The 18865-nt window shown below is 39.0% G+C and carries 18 protein-coding genes and 1 other annotated feature; of the genes, 1 reads left to right on the top strand and 17 read right to left on the bottom strand.

The features are described from left to right. Positions 1-22: 22 nt before the first annotated feature. From rny to yfmF, 7 genes are all read right to left on the bottom strand, one after another. The gene (gene rny, locus IGI47_RS02180; protein WP_311930525.1) at positions 23-1579 is read right to left on the bottom strand and encodes a ribonuclease Y; all 1557 of its coding nucleotides are present in this window, start codon (positions 1577-1579) and stop codon (positions 23-25) included. Between the two features lie 367 nt (positions 1580-1946). Further along, the gene (gene recA / locus IGI47_RS02175; protein WP_311930526.1) at positions 1947-2987 is read right to left on the bottom strand and encodes a recombinase RecA; all 1041 of its coding nucleotides are present in this window, start codon (positions 2985-2987) and stop codon (positions 1947-1949) included. 104 nt (positions 2988-3091) lie between these two features. Next, positions 3092-4339, bottom strand: a complete 1248-nt coding sequence (locus IGI47_RS02170) for a competence/damage-inducible protein A (protein WP_311930527.1) — start codon at positions 4337-4339, stop codon at positions 3092-3094. Positions 4340-4666: 327 nt separating this feature from the next. Then, positions 4667-5245 carry a CDP-diacylglycerol--glycerol-3-phosphate 3-phosphatidyltransferase gene (pgsA, locus tag IGI47_RS02165; RefSeq protein WP_311930528.1) on the bottom strand — a complete coding sequence of 193 codons (579 nt, stop codon included), beginning with the start codon at positions 5243-5245 and terminating at the stop codon, positions 4667-4669. 734 nt (positions 5246-5979) lie between these two features. Then, on the bottom strand, positions 5980-6867 hold the full coding sequence (locus tag IGI47_RS02160; RefSeq protein ID WP_311930529.1) for a RodZ domain-containing protein: 888 nt from the start codon (positions 6865-6867) through the stop codon (positions 5980-5982). A 232-nt stretch (positions 6868-7099) separates the two neighbouring features. Then, complete coding sequence (gene yfmH / locus IGI47_RS02155) at positions 7100-8392, bottom strand: EF-P 5-aminopentanol modification-associated protein YfmH (protein WP_311930530.1); 1293 nt, start codon at positions 8390-8392, stop codon at positions 7100-7102. Next, positions 8385-9653 carry an EF-P 5-aminopentanol modification-associated protein YfmF gene (gene yfmF, locus IGI47_RS02150; protein ID WP_311930531.1) on the bottom strand — a complete coding sequence of 423 codons (1269 nt, stop codon included), beginning with the start codon at positions 9651-9653 and terminating at the stop codon, positions 8385-8387. The genes yfmH and yfmF overlap by 8 nt, the downstream gene beginning before the upstream one ends. Before the next feature lie 218 nt (positions 9654-9871). Here yfmF and mscL point away from each other — a divergent pair, with 218 nt between their 5' ends. Continuing rightward, the gene (mscL, locus tag IGI47_RS02145; RefSeq protein WP_311930532.1) at positions 9872-10342 is read left to right on the top strand and encodes a large conductance mechanosensitive channel protein MscL; all 471 of its coding nucleotides are present in this window, start codon (positions 9872-9874) and stop codon (positions 10340-10342) included. Between the two features lie 83 nt (positions 10343-10425). Here mscL and IGI47_RS02140 read toward each other — a convergent pair whose 3' ends face one another. The 10 genes from IGI47_RS02140 to IGI47_RS02095 all read right to left on the bottom strand — a co-directional run bounded on the left by IGI47_RS02140 (position 10426) and on the right by IGI47_RS02095 (position 18859). Next, positions 10426-10860, bottom strand: coding sequence for a GNAT family N-acetyltransferase (locus IGI47_RS02140; protein WP_104661883.1), 435 nt, complete (start codon positions 10858-10860; stop codon positions 10426-10428). A 93-nt stretch (positions 10861-10953) separates the two neighbouring features. Further along, complete coding sequence (locus IGI47_RS02135) at positions 10954-11199, bottom strand: Veg family protein (protein WP_005875105.1); 246 nt, start codon at positions 11197-11199, stop codon at positions 10954-10956. Between the two features lie 113 nt (positions 11200-11312). Further along, entirely contained in the window at positions 11313-11891 is a 579-nt protein-coding gene (locus tag IGI47_RS02130) for an RNA polymerase sigma factor (RefSeq protein WP_311930533.1), read from the bottom strand. A gap of 76 nt (positions 11892-11967) precedes the next feature. After that, entirely contained in the window at positions 11968-12498 is a 531-nt protein-coding gene (locus tag IGI47_RS02125; protein WP_311930534.1) for an NYN domain-containing protein, read from the bottom strand. A 3-nt stretch (positions 12499-12501) separates the two neighbouring features. Next, the gene (rlmB, locus tag IGI47_RS02120) at positions 12502-13365 is read right to left on the bottom strand and encodes a 23S rRNA (guanosine(2251)-2'-O)-methyltransferase RlmB (RefSeq protein WP_311930535.1); all 864 of its coding nucleotides are present in this window, start codon (positions 13363-13365) and stop codon (positions 12502-12504) included. Beyond that, positions 13358-13753 carry a Mini-ribonuclease 3 gene (locus tag IGI47_RS02115; protein WP_311930536.1) on the bottom strand — a complete coding sequence of 132 codons (396 nt, stop codon included), beginning with the start codon at positions 13751-13753 and terminating at the stop codon, positions 13358-13360. The genes rlmB and IGI47_RS02115 overlap by 8 nt, the downstream gene beginning before the upstream one ends. Next, positions 13750-15162 carry a cysteine--tRNA ligase gene (cysS, locus tag IGI47_RS02110; protein WP_438783202.1) on the bottom strand — a complete coding sequence of 471 codons (1413 nt, stop codon included), beginning with the start codon at positions 15160-15162 and terminating at the stop codon, positions 13750-13752. Before cysS ends, IGI47_RS02115 begins: the two co-directional genes overlap by 4 nt. After that, on the bottom strand, positions 15159-15695 hold the full coding sequence (gene epsC / locus IGI47_RS02105; RefSeq protein WP_311930538.1) for a serine O-acetyltransferase EpsC: 537 nt from the start codon (positions 15693-15695) through the stop codon (positions 15159-15161). The genes cysS and epsC overlap by 4 nt, the downstream gene beginning before the upstream one ends. An 82-nt stretch (positions 15696-15777) precedes the next feature. Beyond that, positions 15778-16020: a binding site (T-box leader), on the bottom strand. Continuing rightward, on the bottom strand, positions 16017-17477 hold the full coding sequence (gene gltX / locus IGI47_RS02100) for a glutamate--tRNA ligase (protein ID WP_311930539.1): 1461 nt from the start codon (positions 17475-17477) through the stop codon (positions 16017-16019). (Overlaps the previous feature by 4 nt.) 236 nt (positions 17478-17713) lie before the next feature. Further along, positions 17714-18859: a PIN/TRAM domain-containing protein gene (locus IGI47_RS02095; protein ID WP_438783201.1), complete on the bottom strand. Its 1146-nt coding sequence runs from the start codon at positions 18857-18859 to the stop codon at positions 17714-17716. Positions 18860-18865: the final 6 nt, after the last annotated feature.

Genomic DNA, 18865 nt, shown 5'->3' with positions numbered 1-18865 from the left:
AGCCTCAACTTGCATCGCTTTTTTATTTTGCATAATCTGTTGCCCGTGTTTCACGGATGACGATCACTTTGATATGTCCCGGATAATCTAGTTCATCTTCAATCCGTTTTCTGATATCACGAACTAAACGAACAGCATCTAGATCAGAAATTTCATCCGGTTTGACCATTACCCGAACTTCACGTCCTGCTTGGACAGCAAAGCTTGATTCAACTCCTGCAAAACTATTGGAGATGTTTTCCAGGCTTCTCAAACGACGGATATAGTTTTCTAGTGATTCACTGCGTGCTCCTGGACGAGCGGCTGACAAGGCATCAGCTGCAGCTACTAATACAGAGATGACTGATGTTGCTTCAATGTCGCCATGATGTGATGCAATCGCATTGATCACTACTGGATTTTCTTTGTATTTCGCTGCTAATTCAGCACCGATCTCAACGTGTGATCCTTCAATTTCGTGATCCAAGGCTTTACCAATATCATGAAGCAAGCCCGCACGTTTCGCTAATTGGATATCTTCGCCGAGTTCAGCAGCTAAGATACCAGAAAGTTTTGCTACTTCAACGGAATGTTTCAATACATTTTGTCCATAACTTGTTCGGAAATGTAGACGTCCCATGATCTTGATCAGATCAGGATGCAACGTATGCGCGCCAACTTCAAATGCGGCTTCTTCTCCGTATTCACGGATTCGTTCATCCATTTCTTTACGCGATTTTTCGACCATTTCTTCAATGCGTGCTGGATGGATTCGACCATCTTGGATCAGTTTTTCCAAGGTCATTCGTGCGATTTCGCGACGGATCGGATCAAAGCCAGAAAGTACAACTGCTTCTGGGGTATCGTCAATGATCAAATCGATTCCTGTCAATGTTTCCAGTGTTCGAATGTTTCGACCTTCACGACCAATGATTCGGCCCTTCATCTCATCGTTTGGTAAAGTGACAACAGATACCGTCGTTTCAGATACTTGGTCTGCTGCACAGCGTTGGATTGCTAATGACAAAAGATTTTTCGCTTTACGGTCAGCTTCTTCTTTTGCTCGCTGTTCAGATTCTTTTACCATCAGAGTTAATTCATGATTCAACTCTTCTTCGGTTGACTTCATGATGACTTCTTTTGCATCTTCTTTCGATAAACCAGCAATTTTTTCTAATTCTTTTTGTTGATCTTCAATCAATTTTTCAACGTCTTTTTCTCGCTCTTCAATTAATTGCTGTTTTGAACTAAGTGCTTCTTCTTTACTTTCAAGTGAGTTCTCACGTTTTTCCAACGAGTCATCTTTTCGATTCAATGTTTGTTCGCGTTGAATCAATCGATTTTCTTGAGATTTTAATTCTAATTTGCTTTCTCTCAGCTCACTTTCAACTTCAGAACGATATTTCTGATTTTCTTCCTTAGCTTCTAACAATGCTTCTTTTTTTAGAGTTTCTGCTTCTTTCTTTGCACTATCGATAATTCCAGCTGCTGATGATTGTGCACCAGCAATTTCTTTCTCGTGACGTGACTTCGCAACCATAAACCCTAAACCAAGACCGACAATTAAACCGATGATAGCGAGGAGAATGTTGAATACCATAAAATCCACCTCCATACTATCTTTTTCATTTTTATCATCTGTACAACTTCTATGATAAAGTATTCTAAACTTGTTAATATGCTTCTTGCATATGTGTACAAAAATGTACACAAGTTTATTCTAATGTTTGTACCCCACAGTGTCAACTTTAAATACGTAAGGAAACGGTTTACTGTTTTTTCATTAAAGGAACGTTTTACATATAATTATAGTGTTTTTATAAATCTTGTCATCAAAAATATCCAGAATAAGGAACGTTAAAAAAATATTCGGCTTGCCCCCATCGCTACACGACAATTAGTGGTTTAAAGATAAAAAAACAGGCAAACAAGTCATCTACTCGTTTACCCGTTGTTTCTTGATTCAATTATTCTTCTAATGGTAGTTCTGCTTGTGCTTCTTCTGGTACTTCGACTTCTTCGCCGATACCATAAGCCGCACGTACCAATGCAGAAACTTCTGCCATCATTTCTGGATGGTTCGCCATGTAGATCTTTGCATTTTCGCGTCCTTGGCCGATACGGTCTTCTTTATAAGAGTACCAAGCTCCGCTCTTATCAACGATATCTTTTTCAACAGCCATATCCAGTAGTTCTCCTTCTTGAGAAATACCTTGACCGTACATGATATCCACTTCAGCGATTTTGAACGGTGGCGCAACTTTATTTTTAACAACTTTTATTTTTGTACGGTTACCAACAATATCTGTTCCTTGCTTTAATTGTTCCGCACGACGGACTTCTAAACGGATCGTTGCGTAGAATTTCAGCGCACGCCCCCCTGGTGTGATTTCAGGATTACCAAACATCACGCCGACTTTTTCACGGATTTGGTTGATAAAGATTGCGATCGTTTTTGTTTTGTTGATCGAGCCTGATAATTTACGTAACGCTTGAGACATCAGACGAGCTTGTAACCCTACGTGAGAGTCACCCATTTCACCATCAATTTCCGCACGAGGGACTAAAGCTGCTACAGAATCGACAACAACGATGTCAACCGCACCACTTGATACTAAAGCATCAGCGATTTCTAATCCCTGTTCACCAGTATCAGGTTGAGAAAGAAGTAATTCATCGATATTTACGCCTAATTTTTGGGCATATTGTGGATCTAAGGCATGTTCAGCATCAATAAACGCTGCTGTGCCACCATTTCTTTGTACTTCAGCAATTGCATGTAAGGCAACTGTGGTCTTACCTGAACTTTCTGGTCCATAGACTTCAACGATTCGGCCTCGAGGATAGCCACCAACTCCCAATGCAACATCTAGTGCAAGTGAACCACTTGGGATGGTAGAAATCTGTTGGTCGATCTTTTCGCCTAACTTCATGATCGAACCCTTACCATAGTTCTTTTCAATTTTTTTCAACGCAGCTTCTAACGCTGCTTTACGATCATCTGCCAATACGATAATCCTCCTTATTTTCACAAATCAGTGCAACATTCATTAAGCTAATCATATCGTTTTTTTTATCAAAAAGCAAGCAAAAACCGAACAAATATTCGCATTTATTTTTTTCTTAATACTTGTCTTCTTAACAGATCAAATCCTTGCATTACTGCGCTGTGTCGGATTGCTGCGCGGTCTCTCGTGAATCGATATTTCTGTGAAATGACTGCTTCGTCTCCATACGCTAACGCAATCCAAACCGTCCCAACAGGCTGTCCTTCGAGTTCATCTGGCCCAGCTACTCCAGTGAAAGAAATCCCGTAATCTGTTCCTGCTAGTTTTATTGCTTGAAGAGCCATTTGCTCCGCACATTCTTGACTAACTGTCCCATATTTTTCTAAAAAGTGGCGATCAATCGTTAAAAAATTTGCTTTTGTTTCTAACGAATACGTCGTAAAACCACCAGGAAAGACTGCAGATACACCTGGGATATCTCCTAATGCAGCTTGAAAAGCTCCTGCGGTCAAACTTTCCGCCGCAGTGATCGTTTGGTTCCTTTCTTTTAAGAGATCCACGACAACTTTTGGCAGAGAATTATCATCCCCGTAGCCATAAAAATACTCGCCAACTCGTTCTTGGATTCTTTCTTCTAAAGATAGTAATGCTTGATTTCCTGCATGTCCATCCTTTGTTTTTACAGTTAATCGCAAAGTGACCTCATTGGGTTTTGCATAAGGTGCGATCGTTGGATTGATCTGTGTTTCTATCAAATCTTTTAATTCTGTTACTAGACGTGACTCACCAATACCATAAAACCTTAGCACTTTTGAAATCAATTTTTCTTCTGATGGAAATTTTTCTTCCAATAGCGGACGCGCTTGTTCGATGAACATTGGTTTTAATTCACTTGGCGGACCAGGTAGTAAGATATATACATGATCTTCTGTTTGGAAAAATGTACCCAAGGCTAGACCAGTACGATTGGGTAATGGGATTCCCCCTTCGATGATTTGTGATTGTTGCAAATTGTTTTCTGTCATCTTTCGTTTCGTTGTTTCAAAAAAGGTCAATAATTTTTTATATCCTTCTGTATTTTGAATTAGTTCTCTACCAAGATGCTTCGCTGTCACTTCTTTTGTTAGATCGTCTTCTGTCGGTCCTAATCCACCACACAAAATGATCAATTCACTTCTCGTTTCTGCTAACTGAATCAACTCTTCTAAACGTGTAGGATTGTCTCCCACAACTGTTTGATAATAGACGTCGATCCCAAGGTCTGCTAATTGTTCTGATAAAAATGTCGCATTGGTATTGACAACTTGCCCTAATAAAAGCTCTGTTCCTACGGCAATAATTTCTGATTTCATCTTGATCGCTTCCTTAACTTTAACTGTTTGCATGTCTACTCGCTTGTAGTAATCCCTACTTAAATAGTATACGCTATTTGTCAAAAGGTTCTTTGATTATTTGCTCATTTCTCCTTCACAAATACAGTAAAAACTTTTTGACTCATTCTTCTTTACTAAAAAAGATTTTCTGTCTTTTCTTTCAATCATGCGTATCATTTTTATACTTTAACTCTCTCCAACCAACAAAAAAACCGAAAATCCTCAAGGTAAGCTTTTCCGAGGATTTTCGGTTTTTTTGTTGCTTAAACAGTTTGTTTTCTCAGGGAGACTAACTGCTGGTTTCGATTACATTGATCCTTTAAACACGCCACTATTTTTGGCAAAATAGTCAACTCCTGAATAGATAGTGAAGACTAAACATGCGTACAACATGATTTGGTCAACTGGAAGACCGATTAGATTAAATGGAATGTTATTGATGAATAACAAAATAATCGCAACCATTTGTGTAGCTGTTTTTACTTTTCCAGGCCACGCAGCTGCCATGACTTCTCCATGTTCGACCAATAGTAGGCGCAATCCTGTTACAGCCAGTTCACGACACACGATGATCGCGATGACCCACCCTAGTGCTTTTCCTTGACCAACTAACATGATAAATGCCGTCATTACCAACATTTTATCAGCTAAAGGATCAGCAAATTTCCCAAAATTCGTTACTAAACCACGTGCACGAGCAATTTTGCCATCCAACCAATCCGTGATACTAGCAATCGCAAAAATAATTGCTCCTACCAATTGAGTCACCTCAAGTGTAGTATCTCCTACAGTTAATTGACCCCAATCCAATGGCAATCCGACAACTAAAATAAAAATCGGGATCATACAAATTCTAATTACAGTTAATTTATTTGGTAAATTCACAGTATCGACTCCTTTCCTCCCTATTCTACGTGACTCTATCTAAACTTTCCACCGATATTGTTTAGTTTTTATAGAAGGTTGTGAAAAAGCCGTTTAGCTCCGCTGAAATTAAGACTTATTTCAAGGAGTTGGCTTTTGAACACCGTGGAAGAGGTTGTGAAAAGAGCGCTTTGACCTGAGCGATAAGGAGGAAAATCTCGAAATAGCTTTCCATATTTTGAGATTTTTTGACTTATTGTTGAAGGTTAGCTCTTTGAACACCGTGGATAAAGGTTGTGAAAGAAGCGTCCAGCTCCGAGCAAATAAATGCTAGATTTCTAAAATAGCTTTTCATATTTTGGACGCTTATTGCTGAGGAGTTGCTTCTTGAACACCGTGGAAGAGGTTGTGAAAAGGCTGACCTGCATCAAACAATAAGAATGAATAGAGAAAAACAGCTTTTCATGTTTTTCATCTGTTTAGGCTTATTGTTGAAGATGCAAGTCTTTGAACACCGTGTATAAGGTTGTGAAAAAGCCGTTCAGATTATCCGACAAAAAAAGGATGAAACAAAAGTAAAAATCACTTTTATCTCATCCTCTAAATTTGAGTAAGCGGTAGAGACAATTGCTTCGAAAAAATGAACCGAATTCTCAAAAATTTGAGAAACACCTATCGTGAATCGCTCTCATTTCCAAAGTCTTTGTTCACTTTACTGTTTTCATGCCACCATCTGTCAAGAACAGTTCTGAAACCTATTCCTTATATTGCAAAGCGAGGGTGACATTTTTTGGACTCCGGTTATTCTCTCCCGGATTGACAGGTACGATTTCGCCATTAGCTTTGATCGTGGCATTACTTGCTGCCCCTAATGTGATCGTCGCGTTCGTGGCCGTTTCTGGCAACTGTGTGCTTTGCGTTTCATTCGCTGCTAGTGTGCCTTGATAAACATAGGCATTGTCCACCATCACGCCAATCCACACTCGATTTGCTGCGGTGAATTCAAGCGTCACAGGCTTAGTAGCATCGGTAATGGATACTGCGATAGCACTTCCTGTATCTTGTCCAGCTGTAATAGCCATTTTTTTCTCTTCAACCGTTGACTCAGTGGTTGATTCAACGGTTGAAGAAGCTTGAGTACTTTCTTTCGTAGACGATGCAGTTTGTTCTACTGAACCGTCCACAGTCACAGAGGAAGCACTTCCTCCAATGATAGGATCTGCTTGGCGATCTTGCCATGTCATATAACCAACAACTACAATGATTGCTAACGCGACCAACCCCAATAAAATGACCGGCAGACTTGTCCAAAATTTACTAGGATGTGATTCTTCTTGATGCATTGCTTTTCTAGAGCCATTTACTGTTTCAGGTTCTGGACGCTCGACGATCGTTCCAGCTGATAGTTTGCTTTTTCCATCAAATACATCAACTAAATGATCTCCGTCTTCTCCTACTGCCTCGGCATACTGTCGAATAAATGCACGAACATAAAACTTCCCAGGCAATTGATCAAAATCATCATTGTCGATTGCTTCTAGGTAGCGTTTTTGGATTTTAGTAATTTGTTGTAATTCATCTAAAGATATTTTTTTATTTAAGCGGGCTTGCCTTAATTTTTCCCCGATGGTTTCAAAAGCCACTCGTTCATCTTCTCCAGTCTTTTTATTCTAACCAGTTCTACAAATCAGTTGTCCCTTAAAAACTGGTTGTCTGCCATTCTAACAAAAGAATAGCAAGGACTTATTGCCCAATAGAAATCATCTGATTGGGCTATCTATCTAAAGAATACCACAAATCAGACAATTCTAGGGTAGCTTTCACCTAACTCTATAGTGAAATTTAAGAGTTAGATGTGAAATTTTTTAACTTTCCCTATTTTTTCTTTGGTTGCATGTAAAACTCACTAAATGCTTCATTATTGATGAATGTTCGACCAACCTGTAGGACATCTTCCAATTGAATAGAGTCAATGATTTGAGGTAGATCAAATAGCGTTTGCTCTCCAAAGAGACTTTGCGTGAATTGATTGGCAATATACTCGATTGAATTCAATGATTGGAAATATTGTCCCAGCATTTTCTTCTTAAGCAGTGTTAAGTTTTCTGCAGTAATTTCTGGATCATTCTCGAAGTTTAGAATAAGTTGTTTGACTTGTTTCGCCGCTTCTTCTGGTTGATCTGTATCTCCGCTAAAATCGGCAAAATGAAATTCGCGATCCAACGTGAATTCAAAACCAAAGCTGTCGTCGATCAGTCCTTCATTGTACATTTTCAAATAATTTTGTGAAGTATTTCCTAATAAAAGTTGGAATAACAAGTTGATAGCTGTTTTATACCGAAGCAATTTGCTTCCTTCTTGTGGCAAAACGTCTAACCCTTTTATTCCTAAAACAAATTTATTTCGATTCACAGCTGCTTCTAGCTCACTTTTTGCAATGATCTCGTGTGTATTCTCAGGAAAATACCGTTGGATCGGTTGTGCTGGTGGGAAATCTTTTGCTGATTGATTCGTTCGGATAACTGTCATCAACTGTTCTGGTTCTAAATTTCCCACAACAAATAAGACCATATTACTTGGTTGATAAAATGTATGGTAACAAGTATACAGATCATCAGCTGAAATTTTATCGATACTTTCTACCGTACCTGCAATATCAATGTGCAATGGATGATTGGGATAAAGATTATTCAAAATCCCAAAAAACAAACGCCAATTTGGATCATCTTCATACATTTGGATTTCTTGGCCAATGATCCCTTTTTCTTTATTGACTGTTTCTTCCGTAAAATACGGTGCTTGAACGAAATCTAACAAAGTAGTGAGATTTTTTTCCACCTGATCAGTCGTTGAAAACAAATAGCTCGTTTTTGTAAAGCTTGTAAAAGCATTCGCAGAAGCTCCTTGTTGTCCAAATAGTTGAAAAACATCGCCATCTTCTTTTTCAAATAATTTATGTTCTAAGAAGTGAGCGATCCCATCAGGAACTTTTATTTTCTCTGACTTGCCATATGGAACAAATTCATTGTCAATCGAGCCATAATTCGTACTAAATAGGCCATAGGTCTTGTGGTACTCTTTTTTCGGTAATAAATAAACAGTCAAACCATTAGGCAGTACCTCATGATAGAGTGTTTCATTGATTTGAGGGTATTCAGTTTTATTCATTTGGCATTCCTCCATCCAAAAAGAATATAGCTTGCAATTCGATTTTTTGCGCAACGTTTTGGATATCATGGATTGTCACGTTTTCCATTCGGCTCAACCATTCATCATCTGTCAATTGTGTTTCTGGTAACCAGTTATCTAAATAAGCTGTTTCGATCGTAGCCTGTGGTGCATCGAGGGACAATAAGTATTGATTTCTTAGCATGGCTTTCGTTTGAGCTAATTCAAGCTCCGTTACCTCACCATTGCGTAAACTTTCTAGTTGTTCATGGATCAAACGTAACACTTGATTGCGGTTTTTTCCATCAATCCCTGTTTGTACACTCATAAATCCACGAAAAGTGTCGACACTGCTTGAAGCATAGTAAGCTAAACTTTCTTTTTCTCGAACATTCATGAATAGCTTAGAGTGGGGAAATCCACCAAATAAGCCATTGAACACCATCAACGAAAAGCGCTCTGGTTGGTCATAATAAATGTCCGTTTGATAAGCAAGATTTAGTTTTGCCTGTACGACAGGCTCTTGGATTTGTCGTTCCTTGATAATGTTTACTTTTGGCTGAGTGTAATAAATCTCAGGATGTGCGTAAGTTCTACCTGTGAAAGGTAATTTTTCTAACGCTACTTTAACTTCCTCTTCCGAAACATCCCCGACGACAAAGATATCGACTTGATCGTTTTCTATCATTTCTTGGTAATAAGTTGCCAAACTTTCCGCAGACAATTCTTCTAGATCTTCAATTGTCCCAAAACTCGGGATTTTTTGAGCATCAGACTGTTCAAAGTACAATTCTTGCAGAGCCAGTGAGGCCATGGTTTGTTTGTCTTCGTTCAAACTTTCTAGATAAAGTTTTAAATTGTTTTTTTCCAGATCAAATGTCAATTGATCGAATTTTTGTTCCTTGATATTTGGATAAAACAGTACTTCTTTTAGAAAGTCCACTGCTTCATTGAAAATTTCGGAATCATTCACATACTTGCCGTTGACGAAACTGATTCCAGCATTCAGCCAGTGAAGATTGCCTTTTTTTCTCACAGATAATCCAAAGCTAGCCCCGTAAAGATCTGCTAGTTTGGCACTGAGTTGTGTTTGAACTGGATAATTCAGACTGTTTGTTTCCAATAAGCTACTCAAAAGTGAGCGTTTGGTCAAGGTTTCTTTTGCTAAGCGTGTTGTGAATCGGACAAAGATACGAACCGTTTTATATTGTTTTGTTTGCAGCACATGGAGGTTGACACCCTCTGCTAGTTGATATGTCATAATAAAGTCCCCTTTTTTGCAGTCCGTTCCCCTGCATGATTTATTTAGCGCATTATTTGATATGCACGCTCTGCTGTCAATCTCTTTTTCAGCATCTAAGAGTCACTTTATAGTATAGCATAGAAGTGTTTTAACTAAAGACTTCTACAACAAATGCGTGTTGTTTTTATATTTTTTTATTCTTCGTTATACTAAGATTAAAAGAGAGGAGGAAAATTATGATTAAAGAATTCAAAGAGTTTATCATGCGTGGAGACGTATTAGATTTAGCTGTCGGGGTTGTTATTGGTAGTGCATTTACCAGTATCGTCAATCAGATCGTGCAAGGATTGATTACTCCCCTTGTTGGTTGGGTAGTCGCAATGATCACTGGCACATCTGATTTAGAGGGGGCGTTGTCTATTTTAGACTGGTCACCTACTAAAGGAGTTACCTTCGCTTTTGGTGACGTCATCAGTGCAATCATTACATTTATCATTACCGGCTTCATCTTATTCTTAGTTGTAAAAGCAGCAAATCATGCGAAAAATCTACGTTCTACCAAAGAAGAAGAAGTTCCTGCAACACCAACAGCGGAAGATTATCTTAGCGATATCCGCGACCTACTTGCTCAACAAACAGCAGAAAACAACGGGCATCCTACAGCACAAGCAGCTGTAGATACTAGCAACGAAAAGAAAGAAGTATAATACACAAAAAGAGACGGAGGCAAAAGTATTCCTTACTTTTGCCTCCGTCTCTAAACATGAATTTTAGGTTGCGAAATGCTCGATCATCCAAGCTTCATATCAATATGAGGGATGTCATCTTCTAAGTAAACATCAGAGATTGCTTCGAATCCAAATGATTCATAAAAAGAACGAAGATATACTTGTGCACCAATAACGATCGGCTGATTTGGATACTTCTCTTGAATAAATGCGATCGTTTGTTGAAGTATTTTTCGCCCCAAGCCTTCTTTACGATGCTCCTTATTCACTAATACCCGCCCAAAATGAATAGCATCTTGTGCTTCATAGACCCTTGTATACGCTGAAATATTGCCACCATCATCTTTAAAATAGGTGTGCCATGCTTGTTCATCGATCTCATCGACTTCTTGATATGGACAGTTTTGCTCAACAACAAAAACAGCGATCCGCTCTTTGACAATGGCATAAAACTCTTCCGTATTTAACTCAGAAAATGGTTTAACGTGATACTTCATGTGACCTACCTCCGACTTTGCTTTTTCATCAGCATACCGATTTATCAACAAAAAAGCAAACGAACCTGATACGACATTAGGCTCGCTTGCTTTTTAAACTGCTTCAGTTAAAAATTCGATTTCGACTGTTCGAGTAAGTACATCAGAGTAACTATACGATACTCGTTCAAAAGAATTTTCTTCAGGATCCAAATCAACAACGAATACTGAAGGATAGGTTTCTGTTAAAACGCCTCGGCGTTCTGTTTGACGCTTTCTTCCTGTCTGAGCAACCAGCATGATCGGGCTGCCGATACGACCTTCTAAATCTTTTTTGATTGTAGCTAAAGTTGTTGGCATACAGTTCACCTCATTTACCAGTATACTACACGTTTCAAAATTTTTCAAGTTTACCATACAAAAAAAAGAAAAGCAATAAAAACAAATAAAAATAACATTAATAATTTGATGAATTATTCCTCATTATATTTTCTTAAATGTTGTTTTATTTTAAATTTCACTCGACTATATGCACTTTTTACTTGTTTGATATCCATAGAAAGCGCTTCTGCCATTTCCGTAAAATCTGCTCCCTGCATATAATAATAGAATATTTTTGCTTCCTTTTTTGAAAATTTGATGTGGCAGTCTTCAATCGCTTCATGCAACAACAAATGCTGAACCGCTAACGGTTCTTGCATCGTGATCTCAGCTAAAAAATCTGGACCCTCCGTCTCGATTTTTTGATCAATCGAAATCTCATCTTTTTGATCTCTGCGTTTCAGCGCATTTTGCTTTCTCAATAATGAATAGATCTGATTGCTGATAATACTTTTATAATAGCTCCCAAAACTGACTCCCTTGTTATTTTCATAAGTTTTCAAAGCTTGGTACAAAGCTATCCTTGCTTCTTGTTCCCAATCTTCATAAACGTAATTCCGTAAATAATACATATTCTTTAAACGCAATAAAAGTGGAAAATATTTTTGATACAGGGTAGCAAATGCTTCCTCATCACCGTTACGTGCGGCATGCAATAACTCCTCAGACATAAAATAATTCCTCCATACATTCGATTATGGAGGAATCTTATCATCAATTCACGTGGTAATTGACTATATAACAATGTTATTTATCTTTTCGCATTAAATCGTCTAACTTTTGGGACAGTTTTGCTAATTGTTCGTCATTCCAAGGAGAGTTCCGACGAAAATCCACAAAACGCATATTTATATTATCTTGAGCTATATTTTTTTCCGTTTTCTTGATCGTTTTATACAACTCATATGCAGATGTTCGTAGAGCGCCTTGCGAAAAAATCATCCATTGTTCTGCCAAGTCGCTGGTAGCAACTGTCACTTGGGTCAATCGATCGTTTAGTTCTCCTGCGATTCGTTCGATATAGCTATCCGCAGTTTCATCTTCTTTTGTGAATACTACCTCTAGCTGATATTTTTTGTAATTTTGTTGGATACCTGGAACTAGTTGTGCATCAAAAACAATAATTACTTCGATTCCTTCATATTTTGCATAATTAGATAATCGGTGAAGGAGCGCTTCTCTGGCATCCGCCATTTTATCTTGTTTTTTTAGTGCTACTAACTCAGGCCAAGAGCCGATCATGTTATATCCATCTACGATCAACAGCTGTTTTTTCATCGCTTATTCCCCCTGTCGTTGAGAGAAAGCTTGGTACATCAAAAGACCTGCTGCGACACTGGCATTCAAACTTTGTACATGTCCAATCATTGGGATCGTCAATAGCTCGTCCATCTCTTTTTTTAGACCTGGACTTATGCCACGTCCTTCATTACCAATGACTAATGCAATTGAACCTTGCGCGTTCCATTTTTGAAAGTTTGTTCCATCCATATCGGTACCAAATACCCAGAATCCTTCTTCTTTGAGCTGTTGGACCGTTTGAACAAGATTTGTCACTCTGGCAACTAGCACGTGTTCGACAGCCCCTGTAGAGGTTTTTGTTACGATAGGGGTGATTCCTACTGCACGATGCTTTGGAATGATTACTCCATCTACTCCACTAGCATCTGCTGTTCGTAATATAGATCCGAAATTATGTGGATCTTCAATACTATCTAAAATCAAGAAGAACGGTGTTTCCGTCTTCTCCTTTGCCTGTATCAGTAATTGATCCAGCGAAAGATACTCATAAGGTGTGATAGCTAGAACGATCCCTTGGTGTACGCCATGATCACTCAAAGTATCCAATTTTTGCTTTGGTACCCATTTAACTGGAACTGACTGCTCTTTAGCAATTGTTTTTAGCTCATCGATTTTTTCTCCATGGGCGTCTTCTTGAAGGAACAACTTGTTGCCACGTCCTTGTTGCAAAGCTTCAACCGACGCATGATGCCCAAAAATAAAATTATCTTCTAGTGGTTCCTCTTCTGCTGATTTCATCACTGACTCGGGTCTGCTTGCTTTATTCTGTACAAATTTAGGTGACTTTTGTTGATTTTTTTTATTGCGTTTCGTGTAGTTGCGCTCATTTTTTTCTCTACTCATTTTTTTCACCGACTTTCTGGATACACCAACGAATCAATTCTTCCATTCGTTCTGTTTGTTTTGTTAAATGCAAATACCCCATCAATGCTTCAAAACCTGTTGCAATCCGATAAGTAGCAATATCTGCATTTTTCGCACTTGTGTGACTTTTGGCATTTCTTCCTCTACGGTAGTAGATTTCCTCTTCTGCCGTCATCAACTGTTCTTCTAACATTTTTTTGATCAAATAAGCTTGCGCATTCGCTGAAACATAGCTTGTAGCTGCGCGGTGGAGTTTATTGGGCTTGGTTTCTCCTTGCTCGATCAAGTAATCTCTGACATAGATTTCATAGATAGCATCGCCTACATAAGCTAAGGCTAGTCCATTTAATTGTGTATAATCTTTCATGCTTCTCTTCTCCAACGAGTCCCTTGCGGTGTATCATCAAGCAAGATCCCCTTTTCTTTTAATAAGTCTCTGATTTCATCACTACGGGCAAAATCACGATTTTTTCTTGCTTGTGTCCGTTCTTCAATCAGCTGTTCGATTTCTTCATCCAATAATTCAACGGAGGTAAATAAAATACCAAAGATCGATAGCCATTGTGTAAATAAAGCTTTTCCTTTTTCTAATACTGCAGCAGAAACTTCACTCTTTTCTAAGTACGTATTCAACCATTTCGCTAATTCATATACTACAGTGATCCCGTTAGCTGAATTGAAGTCATCATCCATTTCTTCAATGAAACGCTGCTCGATCTGGTCTAATTCCATTAAAAGATGCGCATCTGCTTCTGAATGCCCTATAGCCGTTGGCAAACGGAATTGAACATTATCGAACGTATTTCTTAACCGTTGCAAGTTCGTCGCTGCTTCTTTCATTGTCGTCTCACTGTAACGAATCGGTCGACGATATTGGGTAGTTGCCATGAAGAAACGGATTACTTGCGGATCAACTGTCTGGATCAGTTCATGTACTGTAATAAAGTTTCCTAGTGACTTACTCATTTTTTGGTCTTCTTCACCGATAGTCACGAAGCCGTTGTGCATCCAATAATTGGCAAATTTCTTGCCTGTTTTTGCTTCACTTTGTGCAATTTCATTTTCATGATGAGGGAATTCTAAATCTTGTCCACCACCATGGATATCAATTGTATCACCAAGATGTTTTGTTGCCATGACAGAGCACTCGATATGCCAGCCTGGACGTCCTTTGCTCCATGGGGAATCCCAAGAGATCTCTCCATTTTTTGCTTTTTTCCAAAGGGCAAAATCAAGAGGGTCCTCTTTTTGACTTTGCTCTTCTCCAGTACGTTGACTTGCACCGATCTCTAATTCATCAATGGATTGGTCACTTAATTTTCCGTAAGATCTGAATTTTCTTGTACGGTAATAGACATCCCCATTTGCTTCGTACCCATATCCTTTTTCAACAAGTGTCTGGATGAATGAGATAATATCAGGCATGTGGTCCATCACACGGGGATGGAGTGTCGCTGGCTCCACATTCAATGCTTGTGTGTCTTCTTCAAACGCCTGGATAAAACGATCGGCTACTTCTGGTGCTGTCACGCCTAACTCATTTGCCACACGGATGATCTTATCATCGACATCTGTAAAATTGGAGATATAGTCGACTTGATATCCTCGATACTCAAAATAACGACGGATCGTGTCAAAAGCAATCGTACTACGTGCATTGCCGATATGGATGTAGTTATATACTGTCGGTCCGCAGACATACATCCCCACCTTCCCTTCGTTGATTGGCGTAAATAGTTCTTTTTTTCTAGTTAATGTATTATAAATCTTTATCATTCTGATCTCCTCACTTTTTCACCTTTGATCCGTACCACTTTTGCAGGGATACCAACAGCTGTTGCATCATCTGGAATATCTTTCAAAACGACTGCTCCTGCACCGATTTTGGCATTCTTACCGATAGTGACCGGCCCCAATATCTGCGCATTCGCAGAAAGCATCGCACCTTGTTTGATGGTTGGATGTCTCTTTCCTGTTACTTTTCCAGTACCGCCTAAAGTGACCCCATGGAAAAGGACCACGTCATCAGCCACTTCTGCCGTTTCGCCGATCACGATGCCCATCCCGTGGTCAATAAACACACCTTGTCCAATTTTTGCACCAGGATGTATTTCGATCCCTGTTATGAAACGCCAGAATTGTGCGTTGATTTTTGCCAGTAAATAAAGTCGATGCTCATATAAGTAGTGAGAGACTCGGTGCCAAAACAATGCATGGAAACCTGGATAAGTCAATACGACTTCTAAAGTCGAACGTGCAGCTGGATCATTTTTCTTGGCTGCCTCTACGGCACGGGTAAACCACCCCATCTATTGTCACTCCTTTCTTCACTTTGTGTGTATGTATTTTCTTTTGGATAAACAAATAAGCGCCTTTAAATAAGTTTCCTTATTAAAAGACGCTACTTGCGTGGTTCCACTTTTCTTTATAATCAAACACGATTACCTTTGACGGATAACGTTCGCGTTTACGTCCCTGACTACTTTACTGAAAGAAGCGAGAAACTCTTCTGATTCAATGTTCGTCAAGACCACTCCCAGAGGCATTTCAGTAAAAATTGATTAGCGACTTTCACCAGCCGTCGCCTCTCTTAAAATCAACGATTACCTACTTCTTTCTGTTCAACGTGTTTAATCTATTACTTGATTTAAATGCGCTAAGGATTTTTCACGTCCAAGCAATTCGATCGTTTCTGGTAATTCTGGACCATGCATTTGTCCAGAAACAGCGACACGAATTGGCATGAATAGATTTTTTCCTTTCACACCTGTTTCTTTTTGAACTGCTTTGATTGCAGCTTTGACTGTTGGTGCATCCACTACTTCCATTTGTTCTAATTGCGCTTTGAAAGCTGTCAGAACGGTTGGAACTGTTTCGCCAGCCAATACTTCTTTCGCTGCATCATTCAATACAGGATGTTCATTGAAGAACAATGCAGACATATCCACGATTTCAGCTGCATAACTCATTTGAGGTTGATACAGACTAACGATCTTTTTCACCCATTCGATTGTTTTTTCATCAGGATTTTCTTGAACACGTCCATCAGCAATCAAATAAGGAAGACACATATCTGTTAGCTTATCTAAATCCATTTCTTTGATGTAATGGTTATTGACCCACTGTAGTTTCTTAGCATCGAACGCTGCTGGAGATTTACTCAAACGGTTTGGATCAAACATTTTGATCAGATCTGCTTGGTTGAACAGTTCATCTTCTCCAACTGGTGACCACCCCAATAAAGCAATAAAGTTGAACATTGCATCTGGTAAGTAGCCTAGTTCACGATATTGTTCGATGAATTGAAGGATCGATTCATCACGCTTACTTAGTTTTTTCCCTGTTTCTGTATTGATGATCAAGGTCATGTGGCCAAAAGTTGGTGGTGTCCAGCCAAACGCTTCATAGATCATCAATTGTTTTGGTGTGTTCGCAATATGATCGTCTCCACGCAAAACATGTGTGATCTTCATCAAATGGTCATCTACCGCTACAGCGAAGTTGTAAGTAGGCATGCCATCACGTTTTTGGATCACGTAGTCGCCACCGATATTATCTGATTCAAATGAGATATCGCCTTTGACCATGTCCGTGAATTTGTATTCTGTGTTACGAGGAACACGGAAACGAATTACAGGTTCTAAACCTTGAGCTTCTTTTTTTGCTTGTTCTTCAGGTGTAAGGTTAGCACAAGTACCAGCGTAATGTGGCATTTCTCCTCGTGCGCGTTGTGCTTCACGTTCTGCTTCTAATTCTTCTTCTGTACAATAGCACTTGTAAGCACGATTGCTTGCAAGTAATTGATCAATTAGAGGCTGATAGATTTCTTTTCTTTCTGATTGACGATACGGACCATATTCTCCAGGATTTTCAGGAGATTCATCCCAATCCATCCCTAACCAAGCTAGATTTTCCAACTGGCTTTTTTCACCGTCTTCAATGTTTCGTTTTTGATCTGTATCCTCGATACGAATAATAAAATCTCCATCATTGTGGCGGGCAAACAAATAATTGAATAATGCTGTTCGAGCATTCCCAATATGCAAGTGCCCGGTTGGACTTGGTGCATAGCGTACGCGTACTTTCGTCATTTTCTTCCTCTTCTTTCAAACTAGTCTTTAAGAGCTATGGGCTGATTCATTTACGAACAAATGAACAAAACGATTTAGCAAGAGGCTATTTCATTTTAATTGTTCCATAATTCTTTATAGGCTTTTCGACAAAAAATAAAAGCCACTCAGCCAAATTTTACCTTTTATAAGGTAAATAGTAAAGCCAACTGGTTGAAATTCCTTACCAGTTGGCTATTTTTATAGATTATTTCAGCTTATTTACTTTTTTCTGTTTCTTTTTTATTGTCGATTCCGCGTCCTGCATGAGCTGGCTTAGCAAAAATCATGCGACCAGCCGCAGTTTGCAACGCACTCGTTACAACGACCTCAATGTGTTCGTTCATATAATGCTGTCCATCTTCAACAACGACCATCGTACCATCATCAAGATAAGCTACTCCTTGCTGACGTTCAGTTCCTGCCTTAACTACCAATACGTTCATGTTTTCTCCTGGGATCACAACAGGTTTAACTGCATTCGCTAACGCATTGATGTTCAAAACTGGGACATTTTGAAATTCAGAGACTTTATTCAAGTTGTAATCGTTTGTCACGATCACACCGTCTAGTAATTTAGCTAATTTGATCAATTTACTATCCACTTCTGTGATATCTTCGAAGTCCCCATCATACATTTCAACAGATATTCCTTCTTCTTTTTGCAAAGCATTCAAAATATCTAACCCACGACGTCCACGTACTCGCTTCAAGCTATCTCCTGAATCGGCAATATATTGTAATTCATACAAGACAAAATTCGGGATCATCAATGTGCCTTCTAAAAAGCCCGTTTTCGTGATGTCATAGATTCGCCCATCAATGATCACGCTAGTATCCAAGATTTTGTATTTATGGAAGTTTTCACCTTGTTTGCGTTCTAATAGCTGACTTTCTACCTCGCTAGCTGTTTCTTGTTCCGTTTTTTTATTTCGAGACCCAAAGATTTTTTTCCACTCGTCAATCCGAGTCGTCCCCATTCTCAATCCTAGATAGCCTAAAATGACCATCAATAAGATCGGCAAGACACTATTAACAACTGGTATATTCGTATTGTACAGTGGCGTTGAAATAATCACACCTAATGTTAACCCGATGATTGCCCCGATCGCTCCAAATAAGAGATAGGTCAAGCTCACTTCACTTAATTTTTCTTCGATCTGTTTGATTACAGCTGAAATATGTTTTGCCAATAGCAAAGATAATAGAAAGAAAATAAGTGCGCCTAACAGGCTATTGGTAAATGTATTATTCAGCCATCCATTTGATTGTTGACCCACTGTCTGCCAAGCCGTAGGTAAAAAGGAAATCCCTAAGCTTGCGCCGACAATGACCATCAACAAGGTGATGACACATTTTTGCATATTCGT

This window comes from Enterococcus sp. AZ191 (assembly GCF_051713845.1).
Classification (GTDB): Bacteria; Bacillota; Bacilli; order Lactobacillales; family Enterococcaceae; genus Enterococcus_B; species Enterococcus_B durans.
Note: the sequence above shows the minus strand (reverse complement) of the source record. Positions and strands in the feature narration are given on the sequence as shown.